The 17,459-nt window shown below is 33.7% G+C and carries 14 protein-coding genes and 4 pseudogenes; 14 read left to right on the plus strand and 4 right to left on the minus strand.

Annotated elements, in window-relative coordinates; genetic code table 11:
• Positions 1-74: 74 nt before the first annotated feature.
• The 7 genes and pseudogenes from ACQH21_RS06060 to ACQH21_RS06090 all read left to right on the plus strand — a co-directional run.
• Positions 75-554 carry a hypothetical protein gene (locus ACQH21_RS06060; protein WP_425384086.1) on the plus strand — a complete coding sequence of 160 codons (480 nt, stop codon included), beginning with the start codon at positions 75-77 and terminating at the stop codon, positions 552-554.
• Between the two features lie 118 nt (positions 555-672).
• A complete protein-coding gene (locus ACQH21_RS06065; protein WP_141457118.1) occupies positions 673-1,170 on the plus strand; it encodes a phage tail protein in 498 nt (165 codons plus the stop codon).
• 131 nt (positions 1,171-1,301) lie between these two features.
• Positions 1,302-2,455 (plus strand): annotated as a pseudogene (locus ACQH21_RS06070) (IS3 family transposase).
• Between the two features lie 45 nt (positions 2,456-2,500).
• A pseudogene (mutL, locus tag ACQH21_RS06075) lies at positions 2,501-3,991 on the plus strand (DNA mismatch repair endonuclease MutL); the annotation flags it as partial.
• Positions 3,992-4,059: 68 nt separating this feature from the next.
• Positions 4,060-4,980 carry a WO male-killing family protein Wmk gene (wmk, locus tag ACQH21_RS06080; RefSeq protein ID WP_425384087.1) on the plus strand — a complete coding sequence of 307 codons (921 nt, stop codon included), beginning with the start codon at positions 4,060-4,062 and terminating at the stop codon, positions 4,978-4,980.
• Positions 4,981-5,151: 171 nt separating this feature from the next.
• A complete protein-coding gene (locus tag ACQH21_RS06085) occupies positions 5,152-5,808 on the plus strand; it encodes a JAB domain-containing protein (protein ID WP_425384088.1) in 657 nt (218 codons plus the stop codon).
• Positions 5,809-5,899: 91 nt separating this feature from the next.
• Positions 5,900-6,349: pseudogene (locus ACQH21_RS06090) on the plus strand (hypothetical protein); the annotation flags it as partial.
• 19 nt (positions 6,350-6,368) lie between these two features.
• On the opposite strand, the gene ACQH21_RS06095 reads toward ACQH21_RS06090, so the two are convergent.
• Entirely contained in the window at positions 6,369-7,337 is a 969-nt protein-coding gene (locus tag ACQH21_RS06095) for an IS110 family transposase (RefSeq protein WP_425384089.1), read from the minus strand.
• 206 nt (positions 7,338-7,543) lie between these two features.
• Between ACQH21_RS06095 and ACQH21_RS06100 the strand changes: the two are divergent.
• The 7 genes and pseudogenes from ACQH21_RS06100 to ACQH21_RS06130 form a co-directional block, all read left to right on the plus strand.
• Positions 7,544-8,122, plus strand: a pseudogene (locus ACQH21_RS06100) (baseplate J/gp47 family protein); the annotation flags it as partial.
• The gene (locus ACQH21_RS06105; protein WP_425384090.1) at positions 8,122-9,273 is read left to right on the plus strand and encodes a phage tail protein; all 1,152 of its coding nucleotides are present in this window, start codon (positions 8,122-8,124) and stop codon (positions 9,271-9,273) included. The pseudogene ACQH21_RS06100 and the gene ACQH21_RS06105, both read left to right, overlap by 1 nt.
• A 168-nt stretch (positions 9,274-9,441) precedes the next feature.
• A complete protein-coding gene (locus ACQH21_RS06110) occupies positions 9,442-10,161 on the plus strand; it encodes an ankyrin repeat domain-containing protein (protein WP_425384091.1) in 720 nt (239 codons plus the stop codon).
• Positions 10,162-10,199: 38 nt separating this feature from the next.
• The gene (locus ACQH21_RS06115; RefSeq protein WP_425384092.1) at positions 10,200-10,664 is read left to right on the plus strand and encodes an ankyrin repeat domain-containing protein; all 465 of its coding nucleotides are present in this window, start codon (positions 10,200-10,202) and stop codon (positions 10,662-10,664) included.
• Positions 10,665-10,668: 4 nt separating this feature from the next.
• A complete protein-coding gene (locus ACQH21_RS06120; RefSeq protein WP_264374782.1) occupies positions 10,669-11,109 on the plus strand; it encodes a DUF2924 domain-containing protein in 441 nt (146 codons plus the stop codon).
• Positions 11,102-12,577 carry a recombinase family protein gene (locus ACQH21_RS06125; RefSeq protein ID WP_264374781.1) on the plus strand — a complete coding sequence of 492 codons (1,476 nt, stop codon included), beginning with the start codon at positions 11,102-11,104 and terminating at the stop codon, positions 12,575-12,577. Before ACQH21_RS06120 ends, ACQH21_RS06125 begins: the two co-directional genes overlap by 8 nt.
• A 93-nt stretch (positions 12,578-12,670) precedes the next feature.
• Positions 12,671-12,814, plus strand: a complete 144-nt coding sequence (locus ACQH21_RS06130; protein WP_230609241.1) for a hypothetical protein — start codon at positions 12,671-12,673, stop codon at positions 12,812-12,814.
• 297 nt (positions 12,815-13,111) lie between these two features.
• On the opposite strand, the gene ACQH21_RS06135 is transcribed toward ACQH21_RS06130, so the two are convergent.
• From ACQH21_RS06135 to ACQH21_RS06145, 3 genes are all read right to left on the minus strand, one after another.
• Positions 13,112-15,118, minus strand: coding sequence for an ankyrin repeat domain-containing protein (locus ACQH21_RS06135; RefSeq protein WP_425384093.1), 2,007 nt, complete (start codon positions 15,116-15,118; stop codon positions 13,112-13,114).
• A 148-nt stretch (positions 15,119-15,266) separates the two neighbouring features.
• Entirely contained in the window at positions 15,267-15,968 is a 702-nt protein-coding gene (locus ACQH21_RS06140; protein WP_425384094.1) for a hypothetical protein, read from the minus strand.
• An 87-nt stretch (positions 15,969-16,055) separates the two neighbouring features.
• Positions 16,056-16,703: a hypothetical protein gene (locus ACQH21_RS06145; protein WP_425384095.1), complete on the minus strand. Its 648-nt coding sequence runs from the start codon at positions 16,701-16,703 to the stop codon at positions 16,056-16,058.
• Positions 16,704-17,459: the final 756 nt, after the last annotated feature.

Consider the following 17,459-nt stretch of genomic DNA (forward strand, 5'->3'; position numbering starts at 1 on the left):
CGTTTTATTTTACTTCAAAAACGTCTTAACTTTCTGTCTACTTTTTCTGGGTAAGGTCACTAAGTAAATTTGGATTGGAAATAGCTGAAAATAAAACAAAAATAGTAAAGTTTGGTAAGAAAGAATGGTATCAAGCAGAAAGAGAGAAACGTAGGACGGCTAGCTTCAACTTTCTAGGATTTACACATTATTGTGGAAAAAGTCGTAATGGTAAACTTATGATGAAGCAGAAAACTTCAAAAATAAGCCTAGCTAGAAAGATTAAAGAAATCAAAGAGTGGTTGAAGATGGTACGAAGTCGTATCTGTCTCAAAGATTGGTGGCAGAAACTTAAAGCCAAACTAACAGGACACTATAGCTACTTCGGAGTTAGCGGAAATTATCGGTGTTTGATTCAATTCAATCGACTGGCAACAAAGTTAGCATTTAAGTGGATAAACCGACGTAGTCAAAAGAAAAGTATCGATTGGGAACAATTTATACACTATTTAAAAGTAAATCCATTACCAAAACCAAAGGTATATGTTTCTTTATACACAGGAGCACTAGTGTGAACGCTGTATTGTGGAGCCGTGTGCGGGAAATCCGCAAGCACGGTTCTTTTGGGGAGACTATGGTTATGAGACCAAATCGCTGATTTCAAGGTCATAAGTCTCTACCAGACCTGTTCATATAGAAGTTGAGGTAATAGAAAATGTAAATGCTAAAAGAAGAAAAGTAGAATTAGCAACGGTAAAGGCATTAAACAAAACGGCACTATGGTTAAAAGCGCAAGCAGCTAAGGAAATCAGTGAGGAAAAGCAGATAAAATTAAGTTTGATAAGAAAGAGATTAAGAATTTTTAAGGCAAAAACTAGCAGATTAGACGTGTTAATTAGAGCAAATTTGTATGATATTAGAGTATCAGCAATGGGCAAGATGAGACAAACAAAAAGAGGTACAAAAATAGGAAAACATGAGTTTATAGGAGCGTTTACTGCAACAATGCCAAGAGGAAATAGTGGTGTTTTTAGGCGTGAAGGAAGAAAAGCTTTGCCAATACAAGAGGTAAAATTAGGACTGGAGCCAGAAGCATCAAAAATAATAAAGGAGCTAGTTAATTATGAGTTTGAAAGGATGTTTGGAAAGTTCTTTGAACGTGAATTGAACTATATTACAAGAAATGTATGAATTTTAAAGATTTGCATAATGCAATCTGCACTACGCTGAAGAGAGAAATATCTGACCTTACCCAGAAAAAGTAGACAGAAAGTTAAGACGTTTTTGAAGTAAAATAAAACGTTTTTTCAAAGAGGTGTGGTATGACAAAAAGAAAAGAATATACAGCAGAATTCAAAATTGAAGCTATAAGACTAGTAAAAGAAACAGGTCAATCATCAGCAAAAATAGCAAGAGATTTGGGTATTAGCGGTGATTCATTAAGCAGATGGGTAAAAACATACAATGATAGAATGTCTGGAGTAGATGCGTTTCCAGGAAAAGGGAAAGTAGCTCATTGTGACAAAGAAAAGTTTGATTTAAAGAAAGAGCTGGCAAGAGTAACGAGGGAAAGAGACATTTTAAAAAAAGCCCTGGGATATTTTGCAAACCAAAAAGAGTAAAATATTCTTTTATAAAAGAACATGAAAACTGCTATAAAATACGGGAATTATGCAGATTTTTGAACGTATCTGCTTGTGGTTATTATAAATGGATTACTAAGGAAAAAAACAACAAAAAATCAATAAGAGAAGAGCTCATACAAGATATTCAGAAGGTATATCGAGCATCACAATGCAGATACGGAGCTCCTAAAATTCACGCTGAATTAAAGGCTTTAGGTAAAAATTATAACATCAAAACAGTGCAAAATGTTATGCAGAAAAATGGCATTCAAGCTAAGCTTAGACGAAAGTTTAAAAGTAAAAAACCACAAATAGACAATAGAGTTATAACTCCTAACATATTAAATCAGAATTTCATCGCTGATCAACCTAACAAGATATGGGTAACTGATATTACGTACATAAAAACTAATGAAGGATGGTTATATTTGGCAGCAATAATAGATTTATATTCACGCATGGTGATTGGCTGGTCAATGAGTAATGCAGTAAATAGGCAATTAGTTATAGATGCGTTATTCATGGCTATTGGTAGGCGCAAATCTGCTAAAAATCTACTATTTCATAGCGATCAAGGATCGCAATACACCTCTAAAAATTATCAATTTTTACTAAGTACAAAAAATATTACTTCTAGTATGAGTCACAAAGGTTGTTGTTATGATAATGCTGTTTCAGAGAGCTTTTTTAGTTCACTTAAGAGAGAGTTACTCATTGATACTTCACAACACTCTGCACAACAAGCTAAAACCGCAATATTTGAATATATAGAAATTTTTTATAATAAACAGCGTAGACATTCTACTATTAACTATTGCATTCCTGAGCTTTTTGATTCATCATTCTCATAGCAAAAACGTCTTAACTTTCTGTCTACTTTTTCTGGGTAAGGTCAAATTGCAGCAGTAAGCAGAATGAAATTATCGTCTAAGGCAAGTGGAGCAAAGGAAGCATGGTCTATAAGGTATGAGGGAGGAGAAAAAATAAGAGAGATTACACCTTGTTCTTTGCTACAGGGTACATATATTGAAGTTCGTGACTTATTTTTTGCCACTCCAAATAGATTAAAATTTCTAAAAACCGAGAGGGCAGAAACACAAAGCATTGTTGACATTGTAAATAACTTAGCAATGATTAACTATAGTATTGGGTTTACTCTCACTTCCGGTAATAAAAAGCTCTTAAAATATGTTAAGCAAACTTCATTATTTAACAGATTATGTGAAACAGAAGAAGAATTTCAGAGCAATTCGCTGGAAGTTAAAGAGGAAGAAGACGGCATCAAACTTACGGGACACATCTGTAAACCAACTATTAGTCGTGGTAATTCAACTCAAATCTATACGTTTGTTAATGGAAGGCCAATAAAAGACAATCTACTTATTGGTGCAATTCGATATGCGTATCAGGACTTTATTCCAAGTGGGAGGTATCCTTTTGCAGTGCTGCACTTAGAGATACCATACGATCAAGTAGATGTAAATGTGCATCCAAATAAATCAGAGGTAAGGTTTCAGAACAAGAGGCTAGTATATGAAATAGTGAGAAGAGGAATAATAAAAGCATTATCGACTAGAGTAGGCACGTTTGCAGCAAGTGATGTTGAGTCTCAAAGTATTGAGGAGTTTGATAGCCAAGAGCCGGTTAATAGTAAAGAGAAAAAAAATCAAAAAGAGTTTTATGAAAAGAGGCCAAGTCTTTTAGAAAATCGTCTAATGAAAGAATTCAATGCACCAGATGAAAGAAGGCAAAGCTTACCAGAAACGTTTAAATATGGAGAATCTCCACCCCAAAAGGGAACGATGGTTTTAGAAAGGAAGCAAATTGATTTAATAGAGGATTATCCTCTGGGATATGCACGCTGTCAGGTCTACAATACTTACATTATTGCTGAGGCTGGAGATAGGCTGATTATAGTAGATCAACATGCAGCCTATGAGAGATTGATATACGAGTGCTTAACAAGCATAAAAAGACAAAAACTTCTCATTCCTGAAATAGTTGAAATTAAAAACCAAGCTGGAATGGAGATGGTTAAAACTTATAAAGATAAGCTTTTTGAAATGGGTTTTGGTATTGAAATAGAATCAGAAGATAAAATAATGGTGAAAGAAATACCTTCAATCTTGGGAACAATAGGTATAAAAGAGATGCTAGTTGATATAGTAGATAAGTTAACGGAAATGGAAGATACGTTGTCAATAGAGGATAAGGTGAATAAAATATCAGCCACAATCGCTTGCCATGGAGCAGGAAGAAAAATGAAATTGGAAGAGATGAATGAGATACTAAGACAAATTGAGAAAACTCCATATTCTGGTAATGAAAGACCAACGTATATAGAAATGAAACTAAGTGATATAGAAAAATTGTTTGAAAGGAGATGAGTTCAGTTTGTCAAAAAGGTTCCCAATTAAGTATACGTAACAGCTCTTCTGGTTATGGAGTATAAAATGTGAAAAAAGAGAATAAATGCTCTAATTTTTTAGATTACAAAGTAATAGGACAGGAAGTAAGAAATCATAGATTAGCAAAGGGATATACTCAAAAAGATTTAGCAAAAAAAATCGGAACAACATATCAGGTAATACTGCAATATGAAAAAGGAACACGAAAAATTTCGATTGAAAAGTTATATGCTATAGCAAAGGTGTTATCGGTTGATATTATAGACCTAATTCCTGTATCAAATGAGAAAGCCTGCTTTAAAAATGAGGAACTAAATCTAATAAGAGAATATAAAAAGATTAACGATCATGAGTTACGTAGGATGTTTTGTTTATTAACCAAATTTGTTCAAGTTAGTGAGAAAAGTAGTAAAAAAACAGAGAGAATAAAAATTGCAAAAGGTCTGGTTAAAGCAGGAGTTTCTGTTGATACTGTTTCAAAAACAATTGGTCTGTCTGCTGATGAATGTGTTGAAGAAAAAGGAGGTTCTATTTACTACCAAATAGGGAAAAAGATAAAAGAATGGAGGCTAGTGAGAGAGTATACTCAAAAGGATTTGGCTGAGAAAATGGATACAACACGTGATGAAATAAGCAACTATGAGCAAGGGCGTGTAGCTATTCCACTGGAAAAATTATATGCAATAGCAGAAACATTATCGATTAATATTACAGATCTGCTAATAGAGGAAGGTAGTAAAGTAGAAAATGAACTACCGAATTTAATTGAAGAATACAAAAAGATTGAAAGTCAAGAACTACGTCATGTACTAATAAAATCTCTGTTTGAAAGCATACAAGTTTGCAAAGAGAAAGTGGAGAGAGCAGAAAAGATGAAAATTGCAAAGAATTTAGTTAAGGAAGAAATTTCTATCAATATTATTTTAAAAACAGTAGGCATCTCTTTAGACAAAATTCAACAAGTTTAAAATAAAAAAATCACCATATATTAATATCTTCACCTATTCATGAAAAAATAAGTAAAAAAGATTGAAAAATTGATTTGACTTCACTCGGAAGCTATGGCTTTATGCCAATGCTGATAAAAAAACAGCAGTAAATAATTAAAAACAATTTGTTGTTAGTGAAAGGTAAATTATATGAATAAAAGTAAAGAAGAAATAGAATTCAGAATATTAGAAAGCAAAGGTAAAGCACTACTTGATCGTGAAATAATGGAAACGTTTCTAAGTGCAGTACATGAAAGGCCACAAGCTCAAGAAATTGCTAAAAATCTGGTGAATACCTATACGGGAGTAGGAAGGATTTTAGGCCGAGAAATGGATGACCTGAAAGTTATAGAAGGAGTAACTGATTCTGCAGTAGCAATGATTATGTGTGTTAAGGAAACACTAGAAAGGGTACTGAGAGAAAAGCTTAAGAGTGAGCCAATAATGGACTTACAAGGGCTAGTAGAGTACTTAAACGTAAGTATAGGCCACTCAGAAAGGGAATGTGTAAAAATACTGTACTTGAATAAAAGGCGCCAATTAATTGGAGAAGAATCCTATATTGGTGAAATGGAAAAAGCACCAGTATACATAAAGGAGATTATAAAAAAAGCATTAATAAAGAATGCAACATTAGTAATAATGTCACATAACCATCCTGGAGGAAGCTTAGAGCCTTCAGAAGAAGATCAAGCAGTAACAAAGAGCTTAGCAGCAGCATGTAGTACTGTAAGCGTTAGATTATTTGATCATATTATCGTTACAAGTGCGGGCTATTTTAGCTTTAGAGAAAACGGATTGTTATAGCAGAAAGTATTTGCAAATCTGCTCGCTATAATTTATAATGAGTAATAAAATGTATAATAACTGTACACTTAGAAAAATAGCGGAGGCTAATATGAATAATAAAGTAATTGTACCTTTTAGTGATAAAGAGGGAGGTGTTTACGAGTTAAACGTTGATCTTGATAAATTGTCAAAAGGTGAGATGTTAAATGCTATTGTAGGAATTGGTCGTACTAAAGAGCAACTCACCTTTGCAAGCAAAACTAATAAAGCTAAAAATCCTGGAGATGTACCTTTCCCTGGTAGAGAAGTTCGCGAAAACAAAATCAACTATGGGAAAGGATTTGACTATGTTTATGGCACAAAACCTGTAAGTGATCAAGAAGATAAAAATCCATTTGCTTCAGCTTTGAAAAAAATAAAGCCAAGTGCAGAAAAGTTGAGCTGGTTTAAGAGTGCTGTGGTAAGAGCAAAAAGTCCAAATGAACTGCACAAGGTTGTAGACGAAGCACTAGCTGCTGGAGCAAGGCTAAATGCATGTAATGATGGAGAGTGGAGATACTGTCTCTCATGTCAACTGATTATTTCACTAAATCACCATTAAATGGTTGATTATTTTTTAAAATACCAAAAACCACATGCATTAATTTTCTCATTAATGCGACAATTATTACCATTGGACATTTTCCTTTGCTTGCTAAACGTTGGCAAAACTTTTGAAAGTGAGAATTATGATTCTTGACTACTATAGCTGGCATATAAAGAGTTTTGCGAATACGTTCCGACCCTATTTTACATATTCTACTTTTTTTACTGACAGATGAACCTGATTGGTAATATTCAGGATTTAGACCGGCAAAGGCTGTAAATTGTCTAGCATTATCAAAATTATCAACAGATGGCATTTCTGCAACGATAGCAACAGCAGTAAGATGTCCTATACCTTTTACAGTCTTGATGTTTTCTATCATATTTTTTAGGTGTGAATGGTTATTAACATGCTCACAAATCTCTTTTTCTATAGCAGAAATTTCTGTTTCTATTGTAGCAACTACTTCAAGTATGGCTTGCTTACAACGGGAATCCATATTTTTATTTTCCAAGCGATTCATCTGTTGTAACTTGTCGTCTTTAAGTGCTTGCAAACAACGATAGAGATCTCTTAAACGCTTGACTTCAGTAGGCGCAGGTTTCCAAAGATTAGGTTTATTAGCAATACAAAACCTAGCAATCATGGCAGCATCTGACTTATCTGTTTTGTTTCTGAGTAGCTCACTTTTGCCAAAAGCTTTGATTTGAGCAGGGTTTACCACACTTACATTATGTCCAAGGTCATACATAAAATTAACTATATTTTCACTATAACAACCAGTCGCTTCTAGGCAGAGATGAATAAGGACTGCTCCGTGATTATTACACCAAGCTACAAGCTTTTCAAAACCTTCCTTGTTATTGTGAAAAACTTTATGTCGTTCTTTGTTGTCTATCAATAAACAAGCATCAAGTTTCTTTTTAGAAATGTCTACACCTAAAATAGCATTGACTTGCATAAAATTTCCTCTAGGACTATAACGAATTGAGAGTTTAGACCAACCTTGTAATACGGGATATAATTCCAAAGATACTGTTCTGTCTTTTAACTCTATATGGGAAGGGAGCAAAATCTTTTTGTCAGCCTTTTTGGCATAAGTAATCTATCGGCTTCACCTTCCCTGCAAGACATTTTAGCTACAATGCCCTACTCCTTGAAGATACAAGTAATTTACTAAAATTTGCAACGGTTGATAATTTGGCTGAATTTTATGGAGTAGAGAGGCAAAAAGAAGAAGAGGATGAAAGATTTAGAAAGAGGGTAAAAGCAAAAATAGCAGGTTGGTCAACAGGAGGAAATTATAGGTATCATGCACTGTCAGCAGATAGTAGAGTAAAGGATGCGCTGGTTGAATCAAAAGTGCCAGGAAGTGTGCAGATCTCAATTTTATCAACCACAGTATCAGAAGAGCTACTAGAAATTGTAAAAAAGCGAGTCACCAGGGACGATATAAGGGTTTTAACTGATACAGTAACAGTAATTGGTTGCAATATTACGGAAATAGATATCCACAGCAGAATGAGCATAAGTCCTGTAATATCAGAGGAAGAAATCAAGAAGCAGTTTATTAAGAAGTTTGAATTAGCAAAAAGATTAGGGTGGAGTGTGACAAGATCTTGGATAATAGCGAATTTGTTTGTGGAAGGAATAGAAAACGTCGAATTAATCGAGCCAAAAGAGGATGTTGTGGTTCTAGGTAATGAGTGTGCAAATTTGCGAAATTTAAAGGTTGAGTTGAATTAATGTTATTGCCACCAAACGCAACAAAGCAAGAGCAAGCACTGGTTGATGCAACAGATTATAAGGTTGATCCGAGCTGTATCAGAGGATTTAAGTTTAGTCTTAAAGATGAAATACTGCCATGGTTGATTGAGGAATATGGTTTAGAAGAGATACTGCGCTGGAAAAGAAAAGCCGTAGTAGAAGGAGTGAAATTTCAAAGACTGCGAGGAACACCTGAATCACTTAAAATAGCACTAAAATGGGCGAATATAGAAGATATTACAATTATCGAGGAGCCACCTGGTAAGCACTTCTTTGAGCTGCAGGTAGGAATAAAGAATGTTCCAAATAACTTTTTTGTAGATGCGGTTGTAGAACTTGCAAAACTATCATTACCAGCAAGATCGCGACTAATGAGAATTTTTAATGACCACTACAACGTTGATAGGTTTATTTTAGATGAGAGTGTATTTGGCAGCTTATTATCAGATTACTCAGGTACAAAGGTTGAAAAAGATGGACCAGTACTGTCGTTTGGTAGAAAGAACACATTTGAGCTAAAAATCTTAAATCCAAGTTTTAAGTTTGGTACTTTTCGGATTCATTATGAGCAAGCATTTAGTAATGATGTATATCGCTTAGATGTAGCAGTACTTGGGGAAACCGAGCCTCACACAAAGGATTATAAGGGCATCTATGAAAGAGAGCATTTGTGGTACAACTTAAAAGCACTATATCCACTACTACAGAGTTTATTACCAGAAATCAAGTTTGCAAAAGCACAGATAGTATTATCAGACAGTTGGAATTTAGGAGAAATAAACGCATGTTTTCCAGTTAGTAGCGTAGAAGAAAAAGGAAATAAATTTGTATTAGGAAACGATAAACTTTCAGGGCAATATTGGAATCTAAAACACAAGCCAATTTTAGAAAGATTCAGCATTATCCATCGTTACAAAGTAGAAAATTATACAGATCAGAAGGTCAGAAAATATGTTTTAGCAGAACACAATGTTTACTATAAAAACGACTTAGATTCAGAGCAAAAAGACTCAATACACGAATTAGAAAATTACATTTTAGTATTTTACCCGGGAGTACTGAAGTGGCACGAACATCGACATTTGCACAGAAGTTGGAAAAATAGTCAAGTAATATCTATAATAAGTTAAGTACTTATATTTAGATCCTCATATATATTATTAATAATAGGTAAAAGTGTATTAAATAAAAAGAAAAGGACTTGCTTTCTCATGCTAAAAAGGACATGACTTGAATAGCAGCAGGTAAATATAAGAAATTTGTCTGGCGCTAGAAAAGCTAATTTTGTGAGGTATGAAATGAGTTTTAGCAAGAGTAAGTTTTTTAAAGAAGTAGCAAGTAACAGATTTAAGAATATTAATAAAAGAGATGAAGAAGGAGAGACGATCTTGCACCAAGCAGTAGAAATCTCCGATTATAAAACAGTGAGATTATTAATAAAAAAAGGGGCAGAGGTTAATGCAAGAGATAAAAATGGTTATACGCCACTACACTGTGCAGTATTCGCAAAAAGTTTAGAAAATGTAAAAGTGCTGCTAAGGTCTGGAGCAGAAGTAAATGCTACTCAATATGTCAGTGGATGTACGCCACTCCACTCTGCGTGCAAGATGGGAGGAGCAGGAGTTGAAATAATAAAAGAGCTAGTAAAAGCAGGAGCTGAGGTTAATCAACTGAATAAATATGGTGCAACACCAATGTATTACATATGGGAAAGTGAAAAGTATTGTCTGTGTGATAGTAAAGAAAGTGAAAAGGCAAGCAAATTTTTGAGAGAAAAAGGTGGAGTAACAAAAAGTAGAGAACTGACCTGCTATGGAATAGAGAGGCTAGTGGGAGAAATAGCAGACATGTTGAATAGGAGTTATTTACCGGAGTTAAAAATAATAAAGATAGAAGAAATAAGGAAGAGAGACAAATCACTAATAAAGGAAGAATGTCAAAATTTAGCAAGCAAGATAATCAGCCAAGTGAATGAAATGATAGATGAGGTAGAAAATGTAGTAGGAAGAAAGGCTTAAAAAGGGGACTTGATTTTAAAGAAAAGGTGAGGTGGATTATGTTAAAGCTTGGCAAATTTAATAAATCAGCAAAAGAATTATCAGAGAACTCATATAAAAATATTTATGCAAGAGACAGAATAGCTCTGCATTACGCGGTAGACGCAAAAACAGTGAAGTTATTAGTTGAAAAAGGAGCGAATGTGAATGTAGCAGATGCGGAAGGATATACAGCACTGCATCTAGCGGTAACGGAGAAACGTCTAGAAACCGTGAGAGAATTGATAAAATCAGGAGCGAATGTAAATGCGGAAGAATATGGAAATAAATGCACTCCATTGCACCTTGCATGTATGGTGGGGAAAGTGGAAATAGTGGAGGAGCTAGTAAAAGCAGGGGCTGAAATAGAGCAAGCAGATAAATTTGGAATGAAAGCAATGGATTATGCGAAAAATAGCAAAGAAGTAACCAAGGTGTTGAAGAAAGAAACAGACAGAATTGAGAAGCTATTTATGAAGGGCTAAAAATATGGAGAAAGAAATAGAAAAGAAAGTAATGAATTTAGAGAAAAAACCTTTGAATGAGCTGAGAAAAATATGGAAGAAGGTATTTGTGGAAGAAGCACCTAGATACTCAAAGAAATATCTGATACCAAGATTAGCTTATAGAATGCAGGAAAAAGCGTACGGGGAGATGTCAAGAAAAGGTGCAAAAAGACTAGAGTATCTGGCAGATCGGCTAGAGAAGGGAAAAAGAATAAGTAGTGACAAACTTCCAGTAGCAGGAACAGAGCTAATATTAGAGAGAGGGGAAGAAACGCATGCGGTAATGGTAACAGATAAGGGTTTAATCTACCGAGAAGAATTTTTCACATCATTATCAGCAGTAGCCGGGAAAATAATGGGAATGAGTTACAATGGGCCGCTCCTATTTGGTTTGCGTGATCAAAAGGGAAAGGAAAATGTGTAAAGGGATAAGATGTGGAATATATACGAGAAAGTCAAATGAAGACGGTCTAGAGCAGAAGTTTAACAGTTTAGATGCGCAACGAGTAGCATGTGAGAAGTACATAAAGAGCAAAGAAGGCTGGGTAGCATTGGCCAAAAGGTACGACGATGGAGGTTTCTCAGGAAAGAATTTAGAAAGACCAGCAATAAAGGAATTATTTGAAGATGTAAAAAAAGGAGAAGTAGATTGTGTAGTAGTATATACATTAGATAGGCTATCAAGGGAAACAAAAGACAGCATCGAAGTAACGTCATTTTTTAGAAGGCATAGAGTAAATTTTGTAGCAGTAACGCAGATATTTGACAATAATACGCCAATGGGAAAGTTTGTACAAACGGTATTATCAGGAGCAGCACAACTAGAAAGAGAGATGATAGTAGAGAGAGTAAAAAATAAAATAGCAACATCAAAAGAACACGGACTATGGATGGGAGGAACTTTGCCGCTTGGATATGATGTAAAAGATAAAGAATTAATAATAAATGAAAAAGAAGCGAAAATAGTAGGGCACATATTTGAAAGATATTTGGAGTTGAAGTCAATGGCAGAGTTGGCAAGAGAGTTAAATAGAGAAGGTTACAGAACAAAATCAGATATCTTTAAGAAAGCGACGGTGAGAAGAATAATAACAAATCCAATATATGTGGGAAAGATAAGACATTATGAGAAAGAGTATGAAGGAAAGCATGAAGCAATAATAGAGGAAGAAAAATGGCAAAAAGCGCAGGAATTGATAAAGAATCAACCATATAGAAAAGCAAAATATGAGGAAGCATTGCTTAGGGGAATAATTAAGTGCAAGAGCTGTGGTGTAAATATGACACTAACGTATGCAAAAAAAGAAAATAAAAGGTACCGATATTACGTGTGCAATAACCATTTAAGGGGAAAAGGTTGTGAATCAATAAACAGAACTATAGTAGCGGGAGAGGTGGAAAAAGAAGTAATGAGAAAGACAGAGCAGCTATATGAAAAATGGGGAGAAGAATGGAAAAATTTAAGTTTCAGAGAACAGAAAGAAGTAGTGAAAAAGTTAATAAAGGGAGTAATGGTAAAAGAAGATGGAATAGAAGTATGTTCTGAATCAGAGGAAAAATTTATACCAATGAAGAAGAAAGGAAACAAATGCACAGTAGTAGAGCCAGAAGGAAAAACAAATAATGCGCTACTGAAAGCAGTGGTGAGAGCTCATCTGTGGAAACGGCAGCTAGAAGAGGGAAAATATGCAAGTGTAGGAGAGCTGAGTGCCAAAATTAATATAGGTACAAGACGTATACAACAAATTTTAAGGTTGAATTATTTAGCACCAAAGATTAAGGAAGACATAGTAAATGGGAGACAGCCAAGAGGTTTGAAGCTATCTGATTTGAAAGAAATACCGATGTTGTGGAGCGAGCAATTAGAGAAATTTTATGGATTAGCATCTTAATTTACAAAAGCAACGGGAGATTGAAAAGAGTATGTGCAAGAAGGAGCTGCTACAAAGGGCCATGCCAAAAGATATTGAGATTGATGTAAGTCGATGTTACAAAATCAATTATGCGAAAATATTAATATAGATGATGAAGATTTTAGCATACTAGATGCAACAGTGGTAGACAATGTATACAATTTAGCTGCATATTTTAATAGTATAGCTTTTCTTATAGTAGTCCGAACAGGGTAAGATATGTGTTTATGGCTATAGTAGGCCAGTAGCATATTATGATTTATTTGGATTATTGTGAAAAGAGCTATAGATCTGGAAAAAAAATTCTGTAAAAGGTCGGCTCAGCCAATCGTGTTTTAATACAGTCTCATATCCTGAAAATACACCTTGTGGCCAGCTCCTGTACAATGACATCTCATTTTCCTGAAAAACAACATAAAAGAGTATTCTTAAAAGATTATTGATATCGATTCGACTCCTTTGCAATAATTTATTAACTGTAGTAATTTATATTTAAATAATAATTTTCAACTTTTATGGTAAATTAGCAATTTTTTCCCTAGAATCAGAAACTCTTCTTAATTCTTCACGTTTTACCCATGAACCCTTCTGCTTATTGGATTCGCTTATTAATTCAGGACGCATTAACCCACCAGATCTAGCAAAAACACCTCGGTCTATGGCTTCAATGACTGATAAACCTCCCAGTAAGCAATTTTGTCCTATTTCTTCATAATTTTCTATTCCCTCATTACAATCTTCTATTGCTTCATTATAACTTTCTATTTTATCAAGTAGAAGTAGGCCTTCTTCACTCACCTCTACTTTTATCCAATTTTTATTTTTCTCATCAGGATATAACCTAACTTCTAATTCTCCCAAACTAGTATAGAAAGTTAATACTATATCGCTGCCTTCTGTAAGATCTGTGTAATTCCTTATGCCATCTTCAGTTTTAATTTCTACTTCACTTTTACCGATCTTTACTATATTTCTTCCACACTTTACATCCCCATCGGTTAGACCTAAATCCCTTGTCCCATCTGTTATCTTTATAATGTCTATTTTACTATCTTTAGAATATTCTAAGTAAAAAACGGAGTTGTCTACTCTTACATCTTTTAGCTCGCTATTGGTTGCATTTTTTGCGATTTCAATAAACTTATGAGAATTGCTAACATAATCTCTATAAGCTTTTTTTAGGTTAGTTTTATGCTCTTTAAATTCTGGTGTCAGTGTGTTAGCATCAACTGTATTACCAAACACTGCCCCTTTTGATACTAATTGACATATTATATTACTAGCAACTTTAGGATTTTTTTCCAACTCACTGATTTTTTTCATCACATAATCGGTAAAAGTGTATTCATTACCTGAAAAGAAATCTTGTGAAAGAGAATAGTTTAATCGTACACCAGACTTTATAGCATCGTTTACAATCTCTTCAAGTTCAGCCATGTTTTGAGCCTGAAACACCTTATCAGAAAACTCATTTAACTTTTCCTTTTGATTTGAGGTTAAATTAACGAGTAATTTACTGACCTGTCCTTTCTTTTGCTGACGATAAATAATATTTTTATCATAATCTAATGCTCCTGCTTCTAGAAATATTTTTCTTAACTCTTGAGCAAGATCTTCATTGTCCCAAGCAAAACGTTCAACATATGAGAACACTTTTGACTCACCCATTCCGTGCCGAATATTTAGCACCACTTTTAGGTCTGAGTCTCTTTTATGCTTACTTAAAAACTCCTTTAAATTTTTAGTGCAGTCTGAATCTAGTGCAAGTAAGTCATACAATTCCTTATTCATCTTTTTCTGTTTATCAGTTAAAAATAATTCTTCTATATTATAGCAGAGTTTATTAGTTGCTATTTGTTGTGGAGTTTTACCCTTTCTACTTGTTATATTAGGGTTAGCTCCTTTTGAGAGGAGAGAGTTTGTATTATCGTAATGACCTTTGGCAGCAGCAAGGCATAATGGTGTTTTTCCTTTATTATCTTGTATGTTAGGATCTGCGCCTGCTTCTAAGAGTAAATCTATAGCCTGATTTCCTATGCGACGAAATCCACCAATATTTGCTCCTGCAATTGCATGCAATACTGTTGATTGAGATTCTCCTCTTCTTAGGTTAAGAATTACTTTTAAATCTTTATTGTTTCTATTATCATATAAAAATTCTTCAAGGGGCTCAGTATTATCAAATGAACCACAGTTAGAAGCTAAACATTTTAGAGCACTAAGTAACTTTTTGTTTAAATTTTTTTGACTTGGTGTAAGGTCATGATCTAGAGCAAACCAAACACAAATTTGCTCGCTTAGTCCAAGTTTGCTATCAATTAAAGAAGGTAGTTCATTATGATTTCTAACTGATGGTAAGTCTCCTGAGTACCACATATCATTCATCAGCTCATTTAATAAATGCTCTTTAGATGATAGATGTTCTATAATGGACTCATATTCGAAATCATATAGTTCTGATTTGGATTTTGGCTTTAGTAGATTGATGATAGATTTTACTATCCCAGTAGACTCACCCATACTTATCCCTCTAAGCTAAGATATATGATACATTGTATGCGATATGTAACATTAAGTCAATAACCATAATCTTTTTACTACTTATGTCGTTTGTTAAGTTTTTATGGTGAGTAATATAAGATCTTTAGACAATCAAGCAGTGTAGCATTTACCCTACAGTACGGCTTGTTGTCTGTTTTGAATTTGTTACTATCTCACACCAACTATTTTTTTTCTTTTCATTAGATAAGGTAATTTTTTCAGAAGATTGACGTAGTGTTTCATGTTTTTCAAAATATCCTCGTTTAATCGCATCATGTACTGAATATCCACCAAGTAAGCAATTTTCTCCTATTTCTTCCTTATCTTTTAATTGATCAAGTTTCTTCTTGTCATCGTCACTTATCTTTACTTCAATTTTATTGTTGTCTTTATCACTAGAACGTAGATGAATACTAATCTTTCCTACTTCAGTAGTAAAAGACATTTCAATGCCACCTTCTAAAACGTCTGTATAATTTCTTTTTCCTCCTACATTTTCAACTCTTACTATACTCTTTCCAACATGAAATATATGATGTCTAAAACTTAAATCTTTCACTTTTGGATTATTTATAACTTTTGCAACCTCAACAGTGCTATCTTGCGAATATTTTACATAAAAATATCCATTATCCATTTCTACGTGTAAAGCTTTGCCTTGGGCACTACTGTTTATAATACCTTCATCTGCTACACTTTTTAGCTTGTTATCAATTTCTTCACATTCTGCAAAAATCTCATAACTGAACCCATAAGTTGCATACAATAACTTATCATCATAAAAGGAACTGCATTTTACTCTTCCACCTTTTAATAGTAAATTACTCATGATATTGCGTATAATACCTATATTTTTATCATCTGATACACCCTCGTAGGCAGGAATATCTCTTATTCCCTTAGAAACTAAACTTGTTTATAGTCTATCGTCTGATAAACTCTCATAAGGTGGTAATCCCTTATGCTGTCGTATTCTATCAGGGATATTTCTTATTTCCTTAAAAATTAAACTTGTTATAGTATACTTATCATCGTTATATTTTGAATTGAGTCTTATCCCTTTTTGCAAATATTTATTTGTTATGCACTCTATACGCTCTAAAGCAGTGTTTGTAAAATTTTCATGCTTATCCCTATAACCTTGATCATTTTTTGTTACTACATCTTTTAACTCTTTACGAAATTCATCAATTAGACTTCTCTCACTTTCAGTCAGTAGTAGATCTAACTTAATTAAAGCAGAGTCTCTTGGACTAATAGGGTAATTTTTCCAATATAAATCACTATCATCAGTTTCACTCTGATACGACAATGTATGTTTTACACATGTGTCAACAGCCTCCCTAGTTTCATGTCTCTGATCAAGGTCATAACATTCCGAACGATTACTTATTCCTTGAACAAACAAACTATAATCATCTAAATCTGTTATGTCATCTTCAGGCGTTGTTCCCTCATTGCTATTACGCTCAATTTTTGAATGCCATGGCTCAGTATTTAATTCCTCTCCTAGCTTTTGTTCACTGATAGATTCTACAACATATTTTACTGACTCTGTACCCATACTACCTCCTAGCCTAGATATAGAATATATTATGTACAATATATAATATTGGTCAAGCTAATTTCAACACAATCTTTTTACTACTCATATTTTTGTTAAGTTTTTATGGTGAGTAACAATGGAGTATATAGAGAGGTTAAAAGTTGCTTATGACTCCAAATTCGAGCTAATTTTACTATAAATCAACATGGTTAAGACCTATATTTGATATCACTACTATAAGAGCATGATGGATTATGCTTTAAAGGAGTACGGAAACTGCTGAAGTTTTTACAGCAAATCTGCATGGAGCAACTTCAGCAGAATAAACAAACACATGCCAGTATTAGTAGAGAATTATTTATAAGTCAACTAACTTTTTAAAAAAATATTTTAGTGAAGATACCATGCTAGCTAGTGTTATAAAGAATTGAATTATTGACTCTTTCTAAAATTGCAAAAAAGATCGTATATTTGTGAGAATAAACCACGTAAAAATAAGGTTATAAAAATAGAAGGTTTAAATTATTGTAACAAAGTTAGGCAAACCAGTTCGTATGTAGATATGGATAAAATGGGCTAATATGGCTAGTTTTAGTGTATAGCAAAATCACTATATTAAAAAGTTCGTATGGTACACTTGGTAGACCAATTCATTCCAAAACAAACTCTTCTCACACTGCTGATTTTGAGCGCCGGAAATGGTTATATTATTTAAATTTATTAACACTATATACTGTAAAGTTAACGGCTGCTCATTTAAGATTTTCCTTCAAA

Origin of the sequence: Wolbachia endosymbiont (group B) of Eupithecia inturbata (assembly GCF_964030915.1) — a bacterium.
In the GTDB taxonomy this organism is placed as follows: domain Bacteria; phylum Pseudomonadota; class Alphaproteobacteria; order Rickettsiales; family Anaplasmataceae; genus Wolbachia.

Coding starts and splice junctions, on each gene's coding strand:
- ACQH21_RS06085 (WP_425384088.1), top strand. CDS start 5,152: ATGAATAAAAGTAAAGAAGAAATAGAATTCAGAATATTAGAAAGCAAA.
- ACQH21_RS06095 (WP_425384089.1), bottom strand. CDS start 7,337: ATGCAAGTCAATGCTATTTTAGGTGTAGACATTTCTAAAAAGAAACTT.
- ACQH21_RS06105 (WP_425384090.1), top strand. CDS start 8,122: ATGTTATTGCCACCAAACGCAACAAAGCAAGAGCAAGCACTGGTTGAT.
- ACQH21_RS06110 (WP_425384091.1), top strand. CDS start 9,442: ATGAGTTTTAGCAAGAGTAAGTTTTTTAAAGAAGTAGCAAGTAACAGA.
- ACQH21_RS06115 (WP_425384092.1), top strand. CDS start 10,200: ATGTTAAAGCTTGGCAAATTTAATAAATCAGCAAAAGAATTATCAGAG.
- ACQH21_RS06120 (WP_264374782.1), top strand. CDS start 10,669: ATGGAGAAAGAAATAGAAAAGAAAGTAATGAATTTAGAGAAAAAACCT.
- ACQH21_RS06125 (WP_264374781.1), top strand. CDS start 11,102: ATGTGTAAAGGGATAAGATGTGGAATATATACGAGAAAGTCAAATGAA.
- ACQH21_RS06130 (WP_230609241.1), top strand. CDS start 12,671: ATGTTACAAAATCAATTATGCGAAAATATTAATATAGATGATGAAGAT.
- ACQH21_RS06135 (WP_425384093.1), bottom strand. CDS start 15,118: ATGGGTGAGTCTACTGGGATAGTAAAATCTATCATCAATCTACTAAAG.
- ACQH21_RS06140 (WP_425384094.1), bottom strand. CDS start 15,968: ATGAGTAATTTACTATTAAAAGGTGGAAGAGTAAAATGCAGTTCCTTT.
- ACQH21_RS06145 (WP_425384095.1), bottom strand. CDS start 16,703: ATGGGTACAGAGTCAGTAAAATATGTTGTAGAATCTATCAGTGAACAA.